The following is a 17,865-nucleotide window of genomic DNA, read 5'->3' as shown; positions in this document are numbered from 1 at the left end:
GAGAAATTTGTCGTGATCGCCAGAGGCGAATCTGTCGTAGGCTCTCCGATCTTATATATCTTTTGTTCAACCTGCATCGGCACCTGAGGATCTGTATATACGTTCTGTCTTAAAGTGAACAAGGCGATGTTTTTCCATTTCTCGATGCTGCTCAAAACGATGATAGACGCATATTTTGTTATGCCTATCGACGCAATGAGTGTTTCGTAGAGGCTGTCTTCTCTCTGGACAAAGTTAACAACAGGATAACCGAGCGGCTTGAAATTCTTTTTTATTGCTGCACGTCTTATTACGGTGTTATTCTCGATTATATCTTTTACTTTTTTTGCGCCTGAGTCTATAACCATATCTTCTACGCCTAGTGATTTTATCTTCTCAGTAAGCGTTGAGAGTTCATCAAGTCCAGTTTCAACAACACCGAGTATAGCTTTTTCTGTTTTTGCGATATTTGCCATGGCCTCGGCATTTGACGCATTCGCTCCATAGATTATTGGTTTTTTGCCTGCAAAATGTTTTACTGCTGCTTCAGCGGAAGCAGGATCGGTAGTTGACAGCATCACTGGTATCTCGCCGGCATTTTCTGCAATGATTTTTGCCGCTGTTTCAAATTTTATTTTTTCTGACGATTCATTTGTTAATGCTATTGCGTCTATTCTGAGTTTTTGTCCGACCCTGTCAATCTCCGATGTTTTTATTTCTTCGATCTTCTTTTTGATATCAGCTTCAGAAAGAGTGTCTTTTATCTCAACAGCTAGTGCGCATGGATTAACGAATTTTTTCTCATGTCTGAACAAAACAGTTTCTTCACCCATTTTTACAGCCTTATCACCTGTACCAAAGGTTATAGGTCTTACAGGGGGAGCTGATGCGTCTCCCAGCATTCTCTTCGATTCTTCCGAGACATCAGGACAAAGGTCAATAGTGACCTGACGCTGCGCGAGTTTCATAGCAAATGCAAGACATGTCGGATGTCCGCATTTTTTACAGTTGGTCTTTGGCAGTAATTTGAATATTTCAACGCCTGTTAGAGCCATATTATCCTCCGAACTCAGCAATGAGTTTTTCTACTGCTTCTATTGCTTTTGGATGCCTCATTATAAGAAGTTCAGCTCCTGCCACAAGCAGTCCTGCTGCAGTTACTGCTTCCCATGTTATTCCCCTTTTTTCAGCATCGCCCCACTGCGGGACGTCTGATTCGCTTGCCTGTGTCTCTTTGACCTTCCATACGTACATACCAACATCAGCAAGCATTGGAGGCTGCATTGTCATATCATTCTGTGTTAAAGCTGCAAGCCTTATTCTTTCCATAACCGAATAGGTGTATTCAAGTCCGTATCCCAGAGCAGAACACATCGGGTCTGTTATGATCTTCTCTTTGTCAAAACCCATCTGTGTTATGAGAATGTTAAGCTGTTTTGAGAGATTGATGTCAAGCTCTGACATTGCGACAAGTTTGTGATTGTTAGCCATTGCTGCGGCAGCTATTGTTTTGTAGTTTGCTTCCTGCGCTTTGCCGATTATGCAATTTTTATCTTTTGAAGCCTCGGCTGCAGCAATCAAAACCGATGAATCTTTTTCGCTGTGATTGCTCCCAAGGATTATGAGTGGAACATTGACTGCCGAGAGCACATCTTTTACTGTTTTTGCAGCTTCTTCAGCGCTTCTGTTTTCTCTGTCTGGATGTGTTCCTACAAGTCTTAGCGCGATGGCCTTTGCCTTGAGATCGTCTTGGCAGAACTTTGCCCATTTTACGGGATCGTCAGAACAACCGTTGTATGGTTTTTGAACGTTCTCCGGCCAGTCTGTTGGAGGAACATCTTGTATCTCATATGCGATCAGAGGATGATTTGGAGTCGTTCCTTCAAATGAATGAAATGGAAGCACATTTTCACCGCCAAAATTCACGGCATTAGGACCTGTGCCTATATTTACCTGATATACTTTTCCTGAATAGCTTTCTTTTGGAGCAACAAAAGCCATTTTACCTCCTCGTGAAAGTATTTTTATTTTTTTTTACATCTCTAAATATGAATGTGCGTAAAGGGTTCTTCCCATTATCACATCCACTGTTTTTTTTATCTCTGCCATCTTGTCAGCATCGTCGATTTTCTTTCCTGACATAACGTCGTCGATGATTTTTTTCTCCTTCACCGCTTCCTTCATCTCAACCGCATCAGCAATGGCTGCAGTCAAGCCAGCATTCGCCAGCATTATAAAATAGTGTTTATTTAAAATTGGTCTTATGTGTTTAGGACAGCCGTTAGAAATATTGCTCAGGCCTACTACGGTTTTCATCGGTGGATCGTTCATCTCTCTGAACATTTTCACAGCCTCGATAACCTTGCGTGCGTGATCCTGCGAAGTTGCTATCTGAAGCACAAGAGGATCAAGATATAAATCTTCAAGCGGCAATCCATATTCCATAGCCCTTGCCATAATCTCAGCTGCAATAGCAGCCCTCTCTTCAGCGTCGGCAGGAAGTCCGCCTTTCCCAACGGTCAGGCCTATTACCTGAGCATTATATCTGGCGCCGAGCTCTAATATAGGGAATCTCTCAGGATCGTTTGATGTTGAATTTATCAGAGGTCTTCCCCATTTATTGTTATGGATTTTAAGCCCGGCTTCGATAGCCTTTGCGTTTGTTGTGTCAAGACATACTGGAAGGGGTACTACCTCCTGAATAGTTGTCACCATCCACTGCATTAGATCTTCACCATTATCTTCTGCTGGACCTATGTTTGCGTCAATCATTCCTGAGCCGGCTTTCCATTGAGACACAGCAATCTCCTGTATCGGAGCCTTGTCTTTCTTCAGCATTGCTTCCCGGACTCTTTTTGCTATTATGCTGAGCTTCTCACCTATTATCAGCATCCTGTAAAACCTCCTAAGTTTTTAATTTGGGCTTTGCTAAAACGCCAGCAAATATGGAGGGAACTTATAAAAAATGTTAACACAAAGGAGAACAGCCAGTAAAGATTTTTGAGTCTTTTTTGCGATTTTAAATTTTTATGCAGCTATAAAAAACTTTATGTTATAGAGATTCTCTTGCTCTTTCATTATGAGGATTGATCCTGAGAGCAAACTCAAAAGTTTTTTTTGCTTTGTCGCACAGACCTTTTTTCTCATATAAAATCCCAAGCTCTGTATAGAAATCATCATTGAATGGTTCGATCTCGACTGCTTTGAGCAGCGCCCTTTCAGCTTCTTCGAACTTGGATGAATTAAGAAAAGAGAGTCCAAGATAGAAATGATACATTGCTTTCTGGGGATTTAAATCTACTGCCATATGAAAAATATCGGTTGACTGGTCAAATTTTCTGTTCATGAAAAGTTCGATCCCTTTTTTGTAAAGTATCTCAGGACTGTTTGTAGGCCTCGTAACATCATTCAGAAACTCTCTGCTTGTATCATGGCGATCTTCTTCGAAAGCTGCACCTATTGTCTTTAGAGTGTATAAAAATTTAAGTATCTCTAGATCGTTTCCTCTCAAGTATTTAAGAATGTCCAGAATACTTCGTTTGCCGTCCAGCAATGCTAAAACTTTTTCTTCATCAGATGTGATCTTTAATTTTTTTATTGTTTTGTCAGAGTCAGCAGAAGGATGCAGAACTGTGCTCAACGGAAGAGCATTTCTTATCTGTGGGAAGCTGTCTATGTTCTTTATGCCTTTATATATTAAAGGGGAGACTTCAGATTCGAGAATTATAGACTCATCGATGCTGAAAGGAGCTTCTTCAAAAAACAGATAGCCTCCTCCCCATCTGAATATCCCTAATATTATTTCCTCAATATGTTTTTTTACTGCGCTTGTTACTTCTTCTTTTGACAGATAGCCTTTTTCTATCAGTATTGTCCCATGCTGTTTGCCGGTTTTTTTCAATATCTGTATAGATTCATAATACTGGCTTACTGTGATCTTGCCTTTTGTAAGAAGGCTTATTCCCAGACAATCTTCTTCAATATTTGATGAAGCAAAAATGATCTTTCCGTTTTTGATATAAATATTCTTTTCAGCGGGCCAATTCTTAAGATGCAGAGTTCCTGTTTTTTTAGAATTACAGATGCCCAGAAACACTTCAGGGAATCCATATTCCTTTATGTTTTTATATCTGCTGTCTAATACATGTTCCATGGGATAAATGATATCACATATCATAGCTTGCGAAAAGACAATAACTTGTCATGAGGCTTCGGCCGATTGTATAATTCAGAATGAAAGCAGCTCTGACAATAGCAGGTTCTGATCCAACAGGCGGTGCAGGACTTCAGGCAGACATTAGAGTATTTAAGTCATTAGGTATTCATGGGCTTTCAATTCCAACAGCGCTTACAGCACAAAATACAATGAAAGTGAAATCTCTGTCATCCATCGATAAAGATTTTTTTGCAGGACAGATGGACGTGCTTCTGGAAGATATAAAACCTGATGCATTAAAAACAGGCATGCTTTTCAACAAATGGATCGTTGAGGCAGTTACTGAAAGAATAAAAAAATATTCGCTTAGCAATCTTGTGATAGATCCTGTTGCAGTGTCTTCTTCAGGAATGAGTCTTGCTGATGATAATTTAATTAGTACTGTCAAGGATATTCTGATTCCTATTGCTGCTGTGATCACTCCGAATATGTACGAGGCATCACTGCTGACAGGCATTGGCATAAAAAACGAAAATGACATGAAAAAGTCTGCAAGGATACTGAAAAACATGGGGACAAAAGCTGTTATAATAACAGGCGGACATTTAAAAGATTCAGCGGTTGATTTATTTTATGACGGTGAAGAATTTAAAAGATTTGAGTCTGAAAAAATAAGAGGAGAATTTCATGGCACTGGCTGCGCTTTTTCTGCAGCAATAACCGTTTATCTTGCAAAGGGATATGAGATTATTGAAGCAGTAAAGATGGCAAAGGATTATATTGACAATGCAATCAAAAATGCATATTTTCTAGGAAACGGCATGGGGATTTTAAACCTTTAACAAAAACTAATCAGTGCCTGCCTGATAGACCAAGAATCAAAATGAGAAAGATAAATTTTAAAAAAATAGCTGCTGCAATTTTTATTTTATTTATTATTCCTGTTGTATATTTTCTTGTACATCCCAATATCTCCAAGCTCAGAAAAGAGAATCCAAAGAAAACGTCATTTATGGAGTACAGAGAAGAAGAATGGGAGAAAAAAGGAAAACATTATAATATTCAGCAGGAATGGATCCCGCTTTCTCAAATATCACCATATCTTATAAAAGCTGTTTTAATCGCAGAGGACGACAAATTCTGGAGTCATGAAGGTTTTGATTACGAGGCGCTGGAAAAGGCTCTTGAGAAAGATTTTAAGACAGGAAAATTCAAGGCAGGCGGAAGCACTATCTCACAACAGCTGGTAAAAAATCTTTACCTTACACCGTCAAAAAATCCGATTCGAAAGATTAAAGAAGCTATACTCACATGGAGAATAGAAAAAAGCCTTTCGAAAAAAAGAATACTTGAACTCTATCTTAATGTTATAGAGTGGGGCGATAACGGAATATTCGGAATTCAGGCAGCATCAAAATATTACTACAACAAATCTGCTTCAGAACTTGCTCCGATGGAAGCAGCGAGGCTTGCTGTGGTTTTGCCAAATCCAAAGAGATACAATCCATTGAGTGATTCAAATTATGCAACATCGAGGGCTAATCTTATCTATGAAATAATGGTAAAAAGGGGAGTAGTTGCACCTGAATTTAATGGTGAATTAAATTCAGGCGGCAGAAAAGAAAATTCCGATGCAACTACTGAAACCCCTTCTTGGTTCACAAGCCCATTGGGCCTATAAAACAACTGACTGTTTAAAAATTACTTAACTTATTTCTTCTTTTTTGCTGTTTTCTTCTTTACTGCTTTTTTCTTTGCCACTTTCTTTTTTACTGCCTTTTTCTTTACAACCTTCTTTTTTGCACTGCATTTAGCTTTACCTTTGTGACCTGCTTTACATGCCATTTTAATCCTCCTAAAGTTTTTTAAAATATATCACTTTAATTATTATCTGTCAAACATAAATTCTGATATTTTTGTGTTTGACATAATCAATGAACAGGAGTATAAGTTTTTCAGGAAGGGGGTTCTCCTGATTTTCATACCATTAAATTGTTTGAAAGGAGGTATTCATGGCAAGTTATGTTATCCTCAGCACTCTCACTGACGAAGGAAGAAAAACAATAAAGGAAAAACCCGAAAGAATACTTGAAGTAAATAAAGAACTGGAGAAAATGGGAGTGAAAGTAAAACAACAGTTTGCGGTTCTGGGTCCTTACGATTTTGTGAATATTGTCGAGGCGCCTGATAACGATGCAGTTATGAAAATGTCGGTAGAACTTGGTTCGAGAGGTTCAGTTCAGCTTCTTACGCTTGCTGCTGTTCCAGTGGAGAATTTTATAAAAAACATAAAGTGATTTCTATTCCCCCTTCCAAAATAGAATAGAAATTTCTTTGTTCTATTTGTTACCATAATAGATAAGTTTATTATTTATCAAATAAGCAATGATTAAGCTCCTGACGATTTTTTTATTTATTATTGTTCCTTCAAATGCATTAGCATGGGGACCATTAACACACATATACCTGGGCAGCGAAGTGTATTATCTTGGTTCTTTGCTTCCTGCATGTGTATATGCACTTATCAGAAAATACAGAAATGATTTTCTCTACGGCAATCTTATGGCCGACATGATTGTCGGTAAGAAATATCTTCCTAATGAAAAAAGTTCTCACAGCTGGGAAGTTGCACTCAATCTGTTTGACTCTGCAAAGACCCATCAGCAAAAGGCATTTGCGTATGGCTATTTAACTCATCTTGCAGCTGATACCGTTGCCCACAAAAAACTTACTAATGGAAGAAAAAATGTCAGTCACACATTCCTTGAACTTAAAGCAGACAGCCTTGTTGATAAAAGCTACTGGTTTCAGGCAATAGCGATAGATAGAAAAGTTCAGCTGAGAAACGATTTGTTTCTCGAAAAATCGCTCGAAAGATTTGTTTTTTCTTTTAAAACAAACAAGCGGATTTTTAAGAGTGTAGTTTTGCTGTCAGGTCTGCATCAAAAAAAGTTCAGTAGTTTTATGGACAGAAAATTTTCTATTAATCCGAAATTTAAAAAAGAACAGATAAAAAAATTTCATGATGAATCCTTGTACATGATGGTTGACCTTCTTCAAAATGGTCGTAAGTCAACTGTTCTGAAAGAAAATCCGCTTGGCAGTCATACATATAAGAAGGTACATAAGCTTTCTTGAAGATATTACAAAAATATTGAGATGATTGACTAATCACTTCTCAAAATGCTATTAAAACACATGCGCGACATGTTAGGAAGAGAAGAGATTATCACTGCTGAAAAAGCGCTCGATATTATTTTTGAAAAATTATCTCCTCTTCTGCCTTCCGAATCAACTCTCAATATACAAGATGCCTTGTGCAGGATTCTTTCCAAAGATATTCACTCAACTGAAGACCTTCCGTCTTTTGCACGTTCGACTGTTGACGGGTATGCAGTTGTATCATCAGATACATTTGGAGCAACAGAAGGACTGCCTTCCTATCTGAATGTCGCAGGTGAAATATTAATGGGCACAATCCCATCAGCAGTTATTAATAAAAATGAAGCGGTGAAAATTGCAACAGGAGGAATGCTTCCTGTCAATGCTGATGCTGTTGTTATGGTAGAACATACGCAGAGTATTGATGAAAAAATGATCGAGGTTTTAAAACCTGCTGCGCCGGGCGAAAATGTTATACAAAAAGGCGAGGACATAAAAAAAGATGAACTCGTGCTCAAAAAAGGACATAGGCTTAGACCACAGGACATAGGAGCTTTAGCAGGACTTGGGATAACAAAAGTAAAGATATACGATAAACCTAAGGTTTCTATTATTTCCACCGGTGACGAGATTGTCTCAGCAGCAAGTGATGCTAATGAAGGACAGGTAAGAGACATAAATTCATTTAATCTCTCAGGCTTGATACTTGAGGCCGGATGTGAACCTGCAAAGCAAGGCATATTTCGCGATGAATATTCTGTTATTAAAAAAAGCGTTGAGGACTCCTTGAAAACAACTGACATGGTTCTTATTACAGGCGGAAGCTCTGTTGGAACGCGTGATATGACAGCAAAGATAATAAATGATATTGGAACCCCGGGTGTGCTTTTTCACGGCGTTTCAATAAAACCCGGTAAACCAATGATAGGCGGTCTTATAAATAACAAACCGGTTTTCGGACTTCCGGGGCATCCTGCAGCCATCACTGTGTGTTTCCAACAGTTTATAGAACCTGTTTTGAAAAAACTTACAGGTCATGAACAAAAAAAAATAATAGACAAAAAGCCTTTTGTGATTGCAAAGATGTCCAAGAATGTATCATCGAGCTCCGGCAGGGAAGATTATATACGAGTCAGTCTTGAGAAAAGAAACAATGAAATATGGGCAAATCCCATACTTGGAAAATCCGGATTGATAACAACTCTTGTTAAGGCTGATGGGATTGTGGTAATACCATTAATGAAACTTGGATTAGAGCAGGGTGAATCAGTAGAAGTAAGATTGTTTTTTTAGAAAAACCAGACAGACAAGGGTATTGCGCTTGAGCGGATTTGAATATGCCATAGGCAGATTCACCTCGGAGGGCGATCCGACCGAGAATGAGCGAAAACGTGATACCCTTATCTGTTTTATTCACTCTATAATTGAAAAAACAGTTAAACTTGACAAGATAATGCTGTTTTGGTTTTAATTAATTTCCAATATTTCAGGCTCGTAGCTCAGGGGGAGAGCGCTTCCTTGACACGGAAGAGGTCGGCGGTTCGAGACCGCCCGGGCCTACCATTTATCCAAGTAACTTCAACTAGTGATCAATCGAGACAAGCTCTATGACTGTAACTTCAGGCGATGCGAGAAATCTGATTGGCGGTCCCCATGTGCCTGTGCCCCTGCTCACATACAAGGAACTTATATCTGAGATATTTGAAAATCCCGCATGAACAGGATAATAAAGCCATGTCAGAATGCTGAATGGGAATATCTGTCCTTTATGCACGTGGCCTGAGATCTGTAAATCAAATAAGCCAATGGAATTTTTATCTACAGCAGGTCTGTGTTTGAGTAATAAAGTGAAGTTTTTATTATCTCCGGCTGAGAGCAACTCTCTTTCAGTAATAACTTTGGATATGTTAAAGAGTTTCCCTGCTGGATCGTCTATGCCGACAATATTAATTATTCCTGCAATGTTAACTGCCTCGTCTCTGAGCATTTTGAAGCCTGTCTTTTCTGTAAACTGTATTGCTTTTTTAAGTCCTGCATAGAATTCATGATTTCCTGTTATTGCAAATTTTCCGTATCTCGGATTAATTTCTGCAATCATGTTTTCAAGATTATTGGATTTTGGCATGTACCCATCCACAAGATCGCCTGTTGAGATGAAGATGTCAGGATCTGCATATTTAACCTTGTTCAGAATCAGCTTTAGTCGATCGTCTCTTATAATCAGTCCCAGATGTACATCTGATATCTGTACTATTCTCAAGGCTCCGATCTCTTTTGGAATCTTGGAGGTTCTTATTATTATTTTTTCGGTTCGTATATTTTTTGCCTCAAAATAGCCATAGAAAGTAATCATCAGTGACATTGCCGCAGAGATTATGAAATAAGACTTTGGTGCGAGGGTTATAAAAGAAAGATTTTTTTTTGAAATAAATTCTGCAATGCTTATTAACAATCGATAAAAATCCATGACAGATGAAATTGAACAGAAAAGAAATATGGCAGCAAGCCAGATATATCCTGTGTAAGCCATAATCAAGGCTAAAGACTGATGTCCGGCTCTTTCAAAAGCACGGACAATAAGAGGAGCTGTGATCATTAACAGCATTATGATTGAAAAAACAATGCTTGTTCTTAATCCAAAAGATAGGGCAGCCTTTGCTTTAAGGAAAAGATATAAGTGCATTAAAGAGTAGATTGAAAAGAAAGTTATTAAAAAAATGCTCATTAAGACTCCTTTCCCGTTTTAATCATTTTTAAATTATAAATGAAATCCTGCTTATTTTCGTTAACAATATCAGGTTTCATTTTGTTGACTGTAATGCAGAGTTTTTGTATAGTGTATAATATTCTTTTTTGAAATCAAAGAGGAGGATGTAAAATTAAACTGCAGACAGAAGAAGGACAACCCATTAATTTTGATACTGCTGAAGGAAGAGAGATTTACAGGCACAGCACCTCGCATATAATGGCGCATGCTGTTAAAGAGCTGTTTCCAAAAGCAAAACTTGCAATAGGTCCTGCTATCGATGAAGGTTTCTATTATGATTTTGATATAGACACTCCATTTTCTTCTGAAGACCTTGCGAAGATCGAAAAAAAGATGGCAGATATAATAAAGAACAACATTCCTTTTGCTAAAAAGATTGTTTCTAAAAAAGAAGCCATCAAGATATTCACCAATAACAAAGAAGACTACAAGATCGAACTTCTTAATGAAATAAAAGATGAAAATGTCACTATATATGAAGAAGGTGGTTTTGTAGACTTGTGCCGCGGGCCGCATGCTGCTTCAACAGGAATAATAAAGGCTTTTAAGCTGTTGAGTGTTGCCGGTGCATACTGGAGAGGCAATGAAAAGAATAAAATGCTTCAGAGGATTTACGGCACGTCTTATACAAACGAAAAGGAACTTAAAAAATATCTCGATTTTCTTGAAGAAGTAAAAAAGAGAGACCATAGAAAACTCGGTAAAGAGTTGGACTTGTTCAGCCTGAGCGAAGAGATTGGCCCCGGACTGGTTTTATGGCATCCTAACGGCTCGATAATAAGAAAGACGATAGAAGATTTTTGGAGGAATGAACATCTTAAAGCAGGCTACAAGATGCTCTATTCACCGCATATAGCAAAACTGAATCTCTGGAAGACAAGCGGACATGTCGATTTTTATAAAGACAACATGTATTCTCCGATGGAGATAGACGGAGTTGAATATGAGCTTAAGCCTATGAACTGTCCTTTCCATATTGAGGTCTATAAGAGTTCCTTAAGAAGTTACCGCGAACTCCCGATAAGATATGCTGAACTTGGCACTGTTTACAGATATGAGCGTTCAGGTGTTCTGCACGGTCTTATGAGGGTACGTGGTTTTACTCAGGACGATGCGCATGTCTTCTGCATGGAAGAACAGATAGAAGATGAGATACTTAAGATACTGAATTTTACGCTGTTTGTTTTAAATACTTTTGGATTTGATTCATACGATGTTTATCTTTCAACAAGACCTGAAAAGTATGTCGGTACTCTTGAAAGCTGGGACAGGGCGACAAATGCATTAAAACAGGCTCTGGATAAAAAAGGGCTGTCTTATCAAATAGACCCAGGAGAAGGCGTGTTCTACGGGCCAAAGATAGATATTAAGATAAAAGATTCATTGAACAGGGCATGGCAGTGCAGCACAATCCAGGTTGATTTTAATAATCCGGAAAGATTTAATATAAATTTCAGAGGCAGCGACGGAGGAGAGCATAGACCCATAATGATACACCGCGCTCTGATGGGCTCACTTGAGAGGTTCTTCGGTGTTCTCATAGAGCATTATGCAGGCGCATTTCCTCTATGGCTTGCGCCTGTTCAGGTGAAAATACTCACGATCGCAGAAAGACACACTGACTATGCACAAGAAATTGTTCATCTGCTAAATGAACGAGGGATCAGGTCTGAGATCGATTGTGATAATGAAAAAATCGGCTATAAAATCAGAGAAGCCACTATCAGAAAAGTTCCGTATTTGGTTATAATAGGCGACAAAGAATCGGCTGAGAAGAAGATAACAATAAGAAAACGTAATGGAGAAAACTCAGGGCCATTTACAATTGATGAATTTATTGGGATAATAAACGAACTGCTGAAAAGCAGGAAATAGACAGCACAATTAACATTGGAGGTGAAAGTATAAGTAAAAATATTAGAGTAAACGAGTATATCAGGGCAAAGGAAGTGCGGCTTATTGATGATGAAGGCAAACAGGTAGGAGTTGTTCCTACAAAAGAGGCATTAAAGATCGCAGAAGAAAAAGATCTTGACCTAGTAGAGGTTTCACCAGAGGCAAATCCTCCTGTATGCAAGATTCTTGATTTCGGAAAATATAAATACAGACTCGGGAAAAAACAGACCGCAGGCAAAAAGATTGATGTTAAGGAAGTAAAGGTAAGGCCTCAGATCGATATCCATGATCTGGAACTTAAAGTAAGAAATATCAGAAGGTTTTTAGATGACGGAAACAAGGCAAAGGTCACTATGTTCTTCAGAGGAAGAGAAATGGCAAGGCCTGAACTGGGCATGCTGGTTTTTGACAGAATAAAAGAACTGCTTCCAGGAGAATACAACATAGAGATGGTGCCTAAACTTGAAGGCAAGAATATTACTATGGTTTTAGGACCAAAGTAATTAAAAATAAAAATTAATGACACAAGGAGTTTAGTTAAAATGCCTAAGATGAAGACACACAGGGGAGCGGCCAAGAGATTTAAACTTACAGGCTCTGGAAAGATAAAAAGAAGCAAGGCTAATAAAAGCCATATTCTTACAGGGAAACCATCAAAGAGGATGAGAAAATTAAGAAAAGGATCATTCGTAGACAAGACTCAGGAAAAAAGCATAAAAAAACTATTAAACAAATAAAATCAGCGGTGCATACCTGGACTACAATGCAAGAACACCTTGAATCTTGCAATATTGAATGTGCATCTGGTGAATAAATAAGGAGGATTTAAATGCCGAGGGCTAAAGGTGGTTTTAAAACCAGAAGAAGAAGAAAGAAAGTACTTGAGAGGGCAAAAGGCTATTACAGCGCTAAAAGCCGCCTTTTCAGAATAGCAACAGAAGCAGTAGATAAGGCAATGCAGTATGCCTACAGAGACAGAAGGAACAAGAAGCGTGAATTCCGTGCGCTTTGGATAATAAGAATAAATGCTGCAGTCCGAGCTGCCGGCATGACCTATAGTGGTTTTATGACCGGGCTTAAGAAAATAAACAGCGGTCTTAACAGAAAAGTTCTTGCTGATATGGCATACAATGATCCGTCTGGATTCAGCAAACTTGCAGAAACTGTTAAAAAGAACATTGCTGCCTAACGCCATTAAGAAGCATGGCTGATATTGCTTCATTGAAAAAAATATTCCTTGGAGAACTGGAGACAGCTGCCTCAGTAGCTGAACTCCAGAATCTCAGGGTAAAATATCTCGGCAGAAAAGGCTTAATCACAGAAGAACTAAAAGCCCTTCCCAAGCTGTCTGTCGAAGAAAAAAAAATAATGGGCAAGTCCTTGAATGAACTCAAGGATTATATTGAATCAGAAATATCTTCAAAAGAAAAAATCCTCAGCAAAAAAGACCTTAACAAAAGGCTTGTCTCCGAGTCCATAGACATAACGCTCCCGGGTAAAAGTCATTCATTCGGCAGAGAACATCCCATTACAAAAGTATTAAATGAGATATCAGATATATTTGTGCAGATGGGATTCAGCGTTGAAGAAGGTCCTGAGGTTGAACTGGATTATTATAATTTCGAGGCTCTTAATTTTCCTAAAAACCATCCTGCAAGAGATATGCAGGATACATTTTTTGTCACGGATGATGTGATATTAAGAACACACACCTCGCCTGTTCAGGTCAGGGTAATGGAAAAAAAGAAACCGCCCTTGAGATTTATCGCTCCTGGCAAGGTTTACAGATGTGATGCAGATGTTTCCCATACTCCGATGTTTCATCAGGTAGAGGGGATGATGGTTGACACAGATGTATCATTCAGCGACTTAAAAGGAGTGCTTGAATTGTTCATACACAGGATGTTTGGACCTGAGGTGCCTTTGAGATTCAGACCCAGTTTTTTCCCTTTTACCGAGCCCTCTGCAGAGATAGATATGGGCTGCATCCTATGTAAAGGCAAAGGGTGCAGCGTGTGCAAAAATTCAGGATGGCTCGAGATCCTCGGCGCAGGCATGGTAAACCCCCGCGTATTTGAGATGGTGGGCTACGATTCCGAGATTTACACAGGATTTGCATTTGGCATGGGAGTCGAAAGAATAGCCATGCTCAAATACTCTATAGACGATATCAGGCTCTTTTTTGAAAACGATATCAGATTCCTTAGACAGTTTTAAATTTTCTATTCGCAAGTTTAATCCGTCTGAATATTAAAAGCAAAAAAGGAGGAAAGCATGAAAAGGTTTATCACAGCAATAGTGATTGTATTTTTATTTTCAAGTACTGCGCTTGCATTTAAAGCAGGCGAATGGAAGAATCTGCCTGAACAAAGCAAGTTTTTTTATGTTGTGGGAGTTCTTGAGGCGTGGACTAATCTGAAAGCAGCAGTTGATTTTACGCGTCAGCAGAATGAAAGAGCTATGACTCCTGCAGAAGGCATATTTGTCGATATGGTGGTATGTATGAATGGCCGCAACATGACAAACCAGCAGGTATACGATACAGTTGACAAGTATGTGTCAAACAGGCCTGACTCTCACGGATATCTTATGTCCGGTGTTGTCTGGAGCGCTCTCTCTGAAGTCTGCAAAAAATAGATTTGTACTGTTTGCGGAGATTAAAGAACATATCATTGTTCCAGATAATTTTTGAAGATATTTATCTGTAATTTACAAATTCCAGATGAATTCCGAAGTCCTTGGATTTTATAAGTCCCATAATTGTTTGGAGGTCATCTATTTTTTTAGCCTTCACTCTTAACTGGTCTTTTTGTATTTCTGCCTGCACTTTAATTTTTGAATCTTTTATCAGCTTAACAATCTCTTTTGCTTTTTCCTGCTGGATTCCCTGCTGTATTGTGATTAACTGCCTTACAGTTCCCCCGCTTGCTTGTTCGATTTTCCCATAACTTAAAGATTTGAGAGACACATTTCTTTTTACAAACTTTGTCTGGAGTATGTCTATAACGCTTTTTAGTTTATTCTCGTCATCAGAGAGAATTGTTATTTCAGTTTTTTCCTTGCTGAGTTCTATGCTGCTTTTGCTTCCTTTAAAGTCAAATCTCTGGCTTATCTCCTTTGTTGACTGCTGCACGGCATTCAGTACTTCCTGCATATCAACCCTGCTTACAATATCGAATGAATGCTCATCTGCCATTTTTTATCTCCTCTTTTATTAATGTAATATGGATTAATTTAATAAAAAACGGGTTTAAACAGCAAGCCCGTTCTTAGATATTTCAAAAGTTTTTTGTTATTCGACCTTAAAGTTTACTGCCTTTACAATATTCCCCTGACTGTCTTTAACCTCAACTTTCCAGTCGCCCTTTATCCCATGAATATTTTTATTTGCGAATGTTCTCCATTTAGAACCCTTTTTTAGCTGAAGTTCTGTCTTTAGTATTTCAGTGCCTGCATTAGACCAGACAACAGTTATTATCGAGTCTTCTGTAATATTGCGTGCTTCTATAAAACAGAAAACTTTCTCGACGTTTGCAGGAAAGGTGTCTTTTACATCTACAGGTTCTTTGTTTTCAACTCCAGCTGATGTTACCATGCGCTCTATTGTGAATTCTGAGCTTTCAGCAGTAATTGAGAAAAATACTAAAAAAGCCATTACTGCAAGGATAATTGTAAGTGCAATCTGTTTTTTCATTTTGCCTCCCTAATTTCGTTTTTTTAATTCTTCTAAGAGCGTATCGTAAAAAATATATCATGTCAATATACAATCAAAAGTTCAGCAGAAACCTGCAAAAATAATAATAAGACTTGTCATTTAATATCTACTGATAATATAATACCAATCATGCGTTTACCCTTAGGATGGTTAAAAGATTTTATTCATTTTACACTGAGCCCTGATGATCTTGCAGGCAAACTGACAATGATAGGTCTTGAAGTTGAGGCCAAAGAGCTTGTTGAAGGTGATACTGTTTTTGAAGTTAATGTTACTCCAAACAGGCCTGACTGCCTGAGCATATTTGGGATTGCAAGAGAACTTTCCGCAATCCTTAACATACCTTTAAAACTTCCCGAATATATGGTTAAGGAGGAAGTAGTAAGGCCTGATTTCAAGATTGAGATACTCGATCCGGATCTCTGTCAGAGATATGCAGGCAGAATAATAAAGAATGTTAAAGTCGGAGAATCTCCTGACTGGCTGAAGAGAAAGATTTTACAATGCGGTATGAGGTCAGTCAATAATATTGTTGATGTCACAAACTATGTGTTGATTGAGTTAGGCCATCCGCTGCATGCATTTGATCTCAAGACGCTGAAAGGCGGAACAATAAAGGTCGGGATCGCAGGAAAAGATAATAAAATTAAAACACTCGACGGGATCGAAAGAAAACTGCCTGACGAAGCGCTTCTTATATGGGACGCAGAAGATCCAATTGCTGTTGCAGGGATTATGGGCGGCTTAGATACAGAAGTTTCTGATTCTACAAAAGATATTTTTCTTGAAAGCGCATTTTTTAATCCTGCTTCAATACGAAAGACATCTAAAACACTTGGATTAAAGACTGAGGCTTCATATCGTTTCGAGAGAGAGGCGGATGTCGAATTTTTAAGCACTACTCTTGACAGAGCTGCTTTTTTAATACATCAGGCTGCCGGCGGCAAGGTCTATAAAAAAATTGATGTTTATTCAAAAAAGCATCCTCCCAGATCAATAATAGTAAAAATTGACAAGGTGAACAAAATTCTTGGCACAAAATTAAACATTGAAGATATGATCAGCATAGTCAAGAGATTAAATATCGAAGTGGTTAATAAGACAAAAGAATCATTCAGCATCACTCCGCCTTCTTTCAGACTTGATATAAAGAGAGATATTGATGTGATCGAAGAAATAGCGAGACTCTACGGATATCACAAAATAAAAACCACGATCCCAAGAGCTGTTATATCTGCCGGTGTGTCTGACAGGAGACATGATGTTCTTTTAGCGATACAAGATGTCATAAGAAAGGACGGATTCAACGAAGCTGTAAACTTCAGCTTTATGAACGAGGCCGAGCTCGATAAGCTTGAACTGCCTGAAAATGACAGAAGGCGCAAGTCTCTGCCTGTAAAAAATCCTTTGAGAAAAGAAGAATCTTTGCTCAGAACAACACTGATACCCTCTCTGATAAATAATTTCATGTATAATTTTGCGCGCGGCGTAAAAGATATAAGGCTTTTTGAAACAGCAAAGGTTTTTGAGAATATTGAAAGGCCGCTGCCTCTTGAGATATCAAGCCTTGCAGGAATCTACTATAGAGAAAAAAGTCATTCTCTCTGGAAAGATGAAAGCCACAGTTTTTACTCTGTAAAGGGGATGTTGGAATCATTAATAGATTTTCTTCATATAAAAGTCCGTACATTTTCAAAATCAAGAGAACCTTTCCTGCATCCCGGACAGTCATGCGATATCAATGCAGGCGGAACTAAGGTAGGTTTTGTCGGCTCGCTTTCGCCTGTTGTGGTCGATAAGCTTGATCTTAAGATAACAAAGCCTGAAATTATTATTTTTGAGATAGATGTCGACCGTCTAATATCTCTTGCGCCTCAGTCAATAAAATATTCCTCAATCCCGAAATTTCCTTATGTTGAGAGGGATCTGGCTATAGTTGTGGACGATGAAGTAAGTTCTTTTGATATAGAAAAGCTTATAAGGGCATATCCGTCAGAATTAATAGAGGATGTATCTGTTTTTGATCTGTATAAAGGCAAAAATATCCCTGACGGCAAAAAGAGCATGGCTTTTACAATCAGGCTGAGGTCAAAAAACAAAACTCTGGCTGAGACAGACATAGAAGAACTTCATAAAGGCATTATCAGCTACCTCAAAACTGAGGCTGGCGGAGAAGTAAGAGTCTGAGGA

Annotated in this window: 19 protein-coding genes and 1 tRNA gene; 13 read left to right on the top strand and 7 right to left on the bottom strand. The window is 38.4% G+C overall.

Annotated features, from left to right (window positions below):
- The 4 genes from LLF28_08750 to LLF28_08735 all read right to left on the bottom strand — a co-directional run.
- On the bottom strand, positions 1–1,034 hold a 1,034-nt coding region (locus LLF28_08750; GenBank protein MCE5195517.1), incomplete at its 3' end, for an acetyl-CoA decarbonylase/synthase complex subunit gamma.
- Between the two features lies 1 nt (position 1,035).
- The gene (locus tag LLF28_08745; GenBank protein MCE5195516.1) at positions 1,036–1,980 is read right to left on the bottom strand and encodes an acetyl-CoA decarbonylase/synthase complex subunit delta; all 945 of its coding nucleotides are present in this window, start codon (positions 1,978–1,980) and stop codon (positions 1,036–1,038) included.
- A 33-nt stretch (positions 1,981–2,013) separates the two neighbouring features.
- A complete protein-coding gene (locus LLF28_08740; protein ID MCE5195515.1) occupies positions 2,014–2,871 on the bottom strand; it encodes a dihydropteroate synthase in 858 nt (285 codons plus the stop codon).
- Positions 2,872–3,031: 160 nt separating this feature from the next.
- Positions 3,032–4,132 carry a DUF4388 domain-containing protein gene (locus LLF28_08735; protein ID MCE5195514.1) on the bottom strand — a complete coding sequence of 367 codons (1,101 nt, stop codon included), beginning with the start codon at positions 4,130–4,132 and terminating at the stop codon, positions 3,032–3,034.
- Positions 4,133–4,212: 80 nt separating this feature from the next.
- Between LLF28_08735 and thiD the strand changes: the two genes are divergently transcribed.
- The 6 genes from thiD (at position 4,213) to LLF28_08705 (ending at position 8,860) form a co-directional block, all read left to right on the top strand.
- On the top strand, positions 4,213–4,977 hold the full coding sequence (gene thiD, locus LLF28_08730) for a bifunctional hydroxymethylpyrimidine kinase/phosphomethylpyrimidine kinase (protein MCE5195513.1): 765 nt from the start codon (positions 4,213–4,215) through the stop codon (positions 4,975–4,977).
- Positions 4,978–5,018: 41 nt separating this feature from the next.
- On the top strand, positions 5,019–5,816 hold the full coding sequence (gene mtgA, locus LLF28_08725; GenBank protein ID MCE5195512.1) for a monofunctional biosynthetic peptidoglycan transglycosylase: 798 nt from the start codon (positions 5,019–5,021) through the stop codon (positions 5,814–5,816).
- Between the two features lie 331 nt (positions 5,817–6,147).
- On the top strand, positions 6,148–6,432 hold the full coding sequence (locus tag LLF28_08720; GenBank protein ID MCE5195511.1) for a GYD domain-containing protein: 285 nt from the start codon (positions 6,148–6,150) through the stop codon (positions 6,430–6,432).
- An 88-nt stretch (positions 6,433–6,520) separates the two neighbouring features.
- Positions 6,521–7,273: a zinc dependent phospholipase C family protein gene (locus LLF28_08715; protein MCE5195510.1), complete on the top strand. Its 753-nt coding sequence runs from the start codon at positions 6,521–6,523 to the stop codon at positions 7,271–7,273.
- A gap of 60 nt (positions 7,274–7,333) precedes the next feature.
- Entirely contained in the window at positions 7,334–8,590 is a 1,257-nt protein-coding gene (locus LLF28_08710; GenBank protein MCE5195509.1) for a molybdopterin molybdotransferase MoeA, read from the top strand.
- A gap of 195 nt (positions 8,591–8,785) precedes the next feature.
- Positions 8,786–8,860, top strand: a tRNA-Val gene (locus tag LLF28_08705).
- 19 nt (positions 8,861–8,879) lie between these two features.
- On the opposite strand, the gene LLF28_08700 is transcribed toward LLF28_08705, so the two are convergent.
- Positions 8,880–10,022 carry a metallophosphoesterase gene (locus tag LLF28_08700; GenBank protein ID MCE5195508.1) on the bottom strand — a complete coding sequence of 381 codons (1,143 nt, stop codon included), beginning with the start codon at positions 10,020–10,022 and terminating at the stop codon, positions 8,880–8,882.
- A 213-nt stretch (positions 10,023–10,235) separates the two neighbouring features.
- On the opposite strand from LLF28_08700, the gene thrS reads away from it, so the two are divergent.
- From thrS to LLF28_08670, 6 genes are all read left to right on the top strand, one after another.
- The gene (thrS, locus tag LLF28_08695; GenBank protein ID MCE5195507.1) at positions 10,236–11,939 is read left to right on the top strand and encodes a threonine--tRNA ligase; all 1,704 of its coding nucleotides are present in this window, start codon (positions 10,236–10,238) and stop codon (positions 11,937–11,939) included.
- 29 nt (positions 11,940–11,968) lie between these two features.
- Positions 11,969–12,463: a translation initiation factor IF-3 gene (infC, locus tag LLF28_08690; protein MCE5195506.1), complete on the top strand. Its 495-nt coding sequence runs from the start codon at positions 11,969–11,971 to the stop codon at positions 12,461–12,463.
- 39 nt (positions 12,464–12,502) lie between these two features.
- On the top strand, positions 12,503–12,697 hold the full coding sequence (rpmI, locus tag LLF28_08685; GenBank protein ID MCE5195505.1) for a 50S ribosomal protein L35: 195 nt from the start codon (positions 12,503–12,505) through the stop codon (positions 12,695–12,697).
- Positions 12,698–12,789: 92 nt separating this feature from the next.
- On the top strand, positions 12,790–13,149 hold the full coding sequence (gene rplT, locus LLF28_08680; protein ID MCE5195504.1) for a 50S ribosomal protein L20: 360 nt from the start codon (positions 12,790–12,792) through the stop codon (positions 13,147–13,149).
- Between the two features lie 14 nt (positions 13,150–13,163).
- Positions 13,164–14,177 carry a phenylalanine--tRNA ligase subunit alpha gene (gene pheS, locus LLF28_08675; GenBank protein ID MCE5195503.1) on the top strand — a complete coding sequence of 338 codons (1,014 nt, stop codon included), beginning with the start codon at positions 13,164–13,166 and terminating at the stop codon, positions 14,175–14,177.
- A gap of 57 nt (positions 14,178–14,234) precedes the next feature.
- The gene (locus LLF28_08670; protein MCE5195502.1) at positions 14,235–14,597 is read left to right on the top strand and encodes a hypothetical protein; all 363 of its coding nucleotides are present in this window, start codon (positions 14,235–14,237) and stop codon (positions 14,595–14,597) included.
- A gap of 61 nt (positions 14,598–14,658) precedes the next feature.
- On the opposite strand, the gene LLF28_08665 is transcribed toward LLF28_08670, so the two are convergent.
- The gene (locus LLF28_08665; protein ID MCE5195501.1) at positions 14,659–15,156 is read right to left on the bottom strand and encodes a YajQ family cyclic di-GMP-binding protein; all 498 of its coding nucleotides are present in this window, start codon (positions 15,154–15,156) and stop codon (positions 14,659–14,661) included.
- A 96-nt stretch (positions 15,157–15,252) separates the two neighbouring features.
- Positions 15,253–15,654 (bottom strand): DUF2914 domain-containing protein, encoded by a 402-nt coding sequence (locus LLF28_08660; protein ID MCE5195500.1) that lies wholly within the window; start codon positions 15,652–15,654, stop codon positions 15,253–15,255.
- A gap of 150 nt (positions 15,655–15,804) precedes the next feature.
- On the opposite strand from LLF28_08660, the gene pheT reads away from it, so the two are divergent.
- Positions 15,805–17,862 (top strand): phenylalanine--tRNA ligase subunit beta, encoded by a 2,058-nt coding sequence (gene pheT, locus LLF28_08655; protein MCE5195499.1) that lies wholly within the window; start codon positions 15,805–15,807, stop codon positions 17,860–17,862.
- Positions 17,863–17,865: the final 3 nt, after the last annotated feature.

It is taken from the genome of Nitrospiraceae bacterium, assembly GCA_021373015.1.
Taxonomy (GTDB): Bacteria; Nitrospirota; Thermodesulfovibrionia; order Thermodesulfovibrionales; family UBA1546; genus JAJFTJ01.
This window is presented reverse-complemented; position numbering and strand designations above follow the sequence as displayed.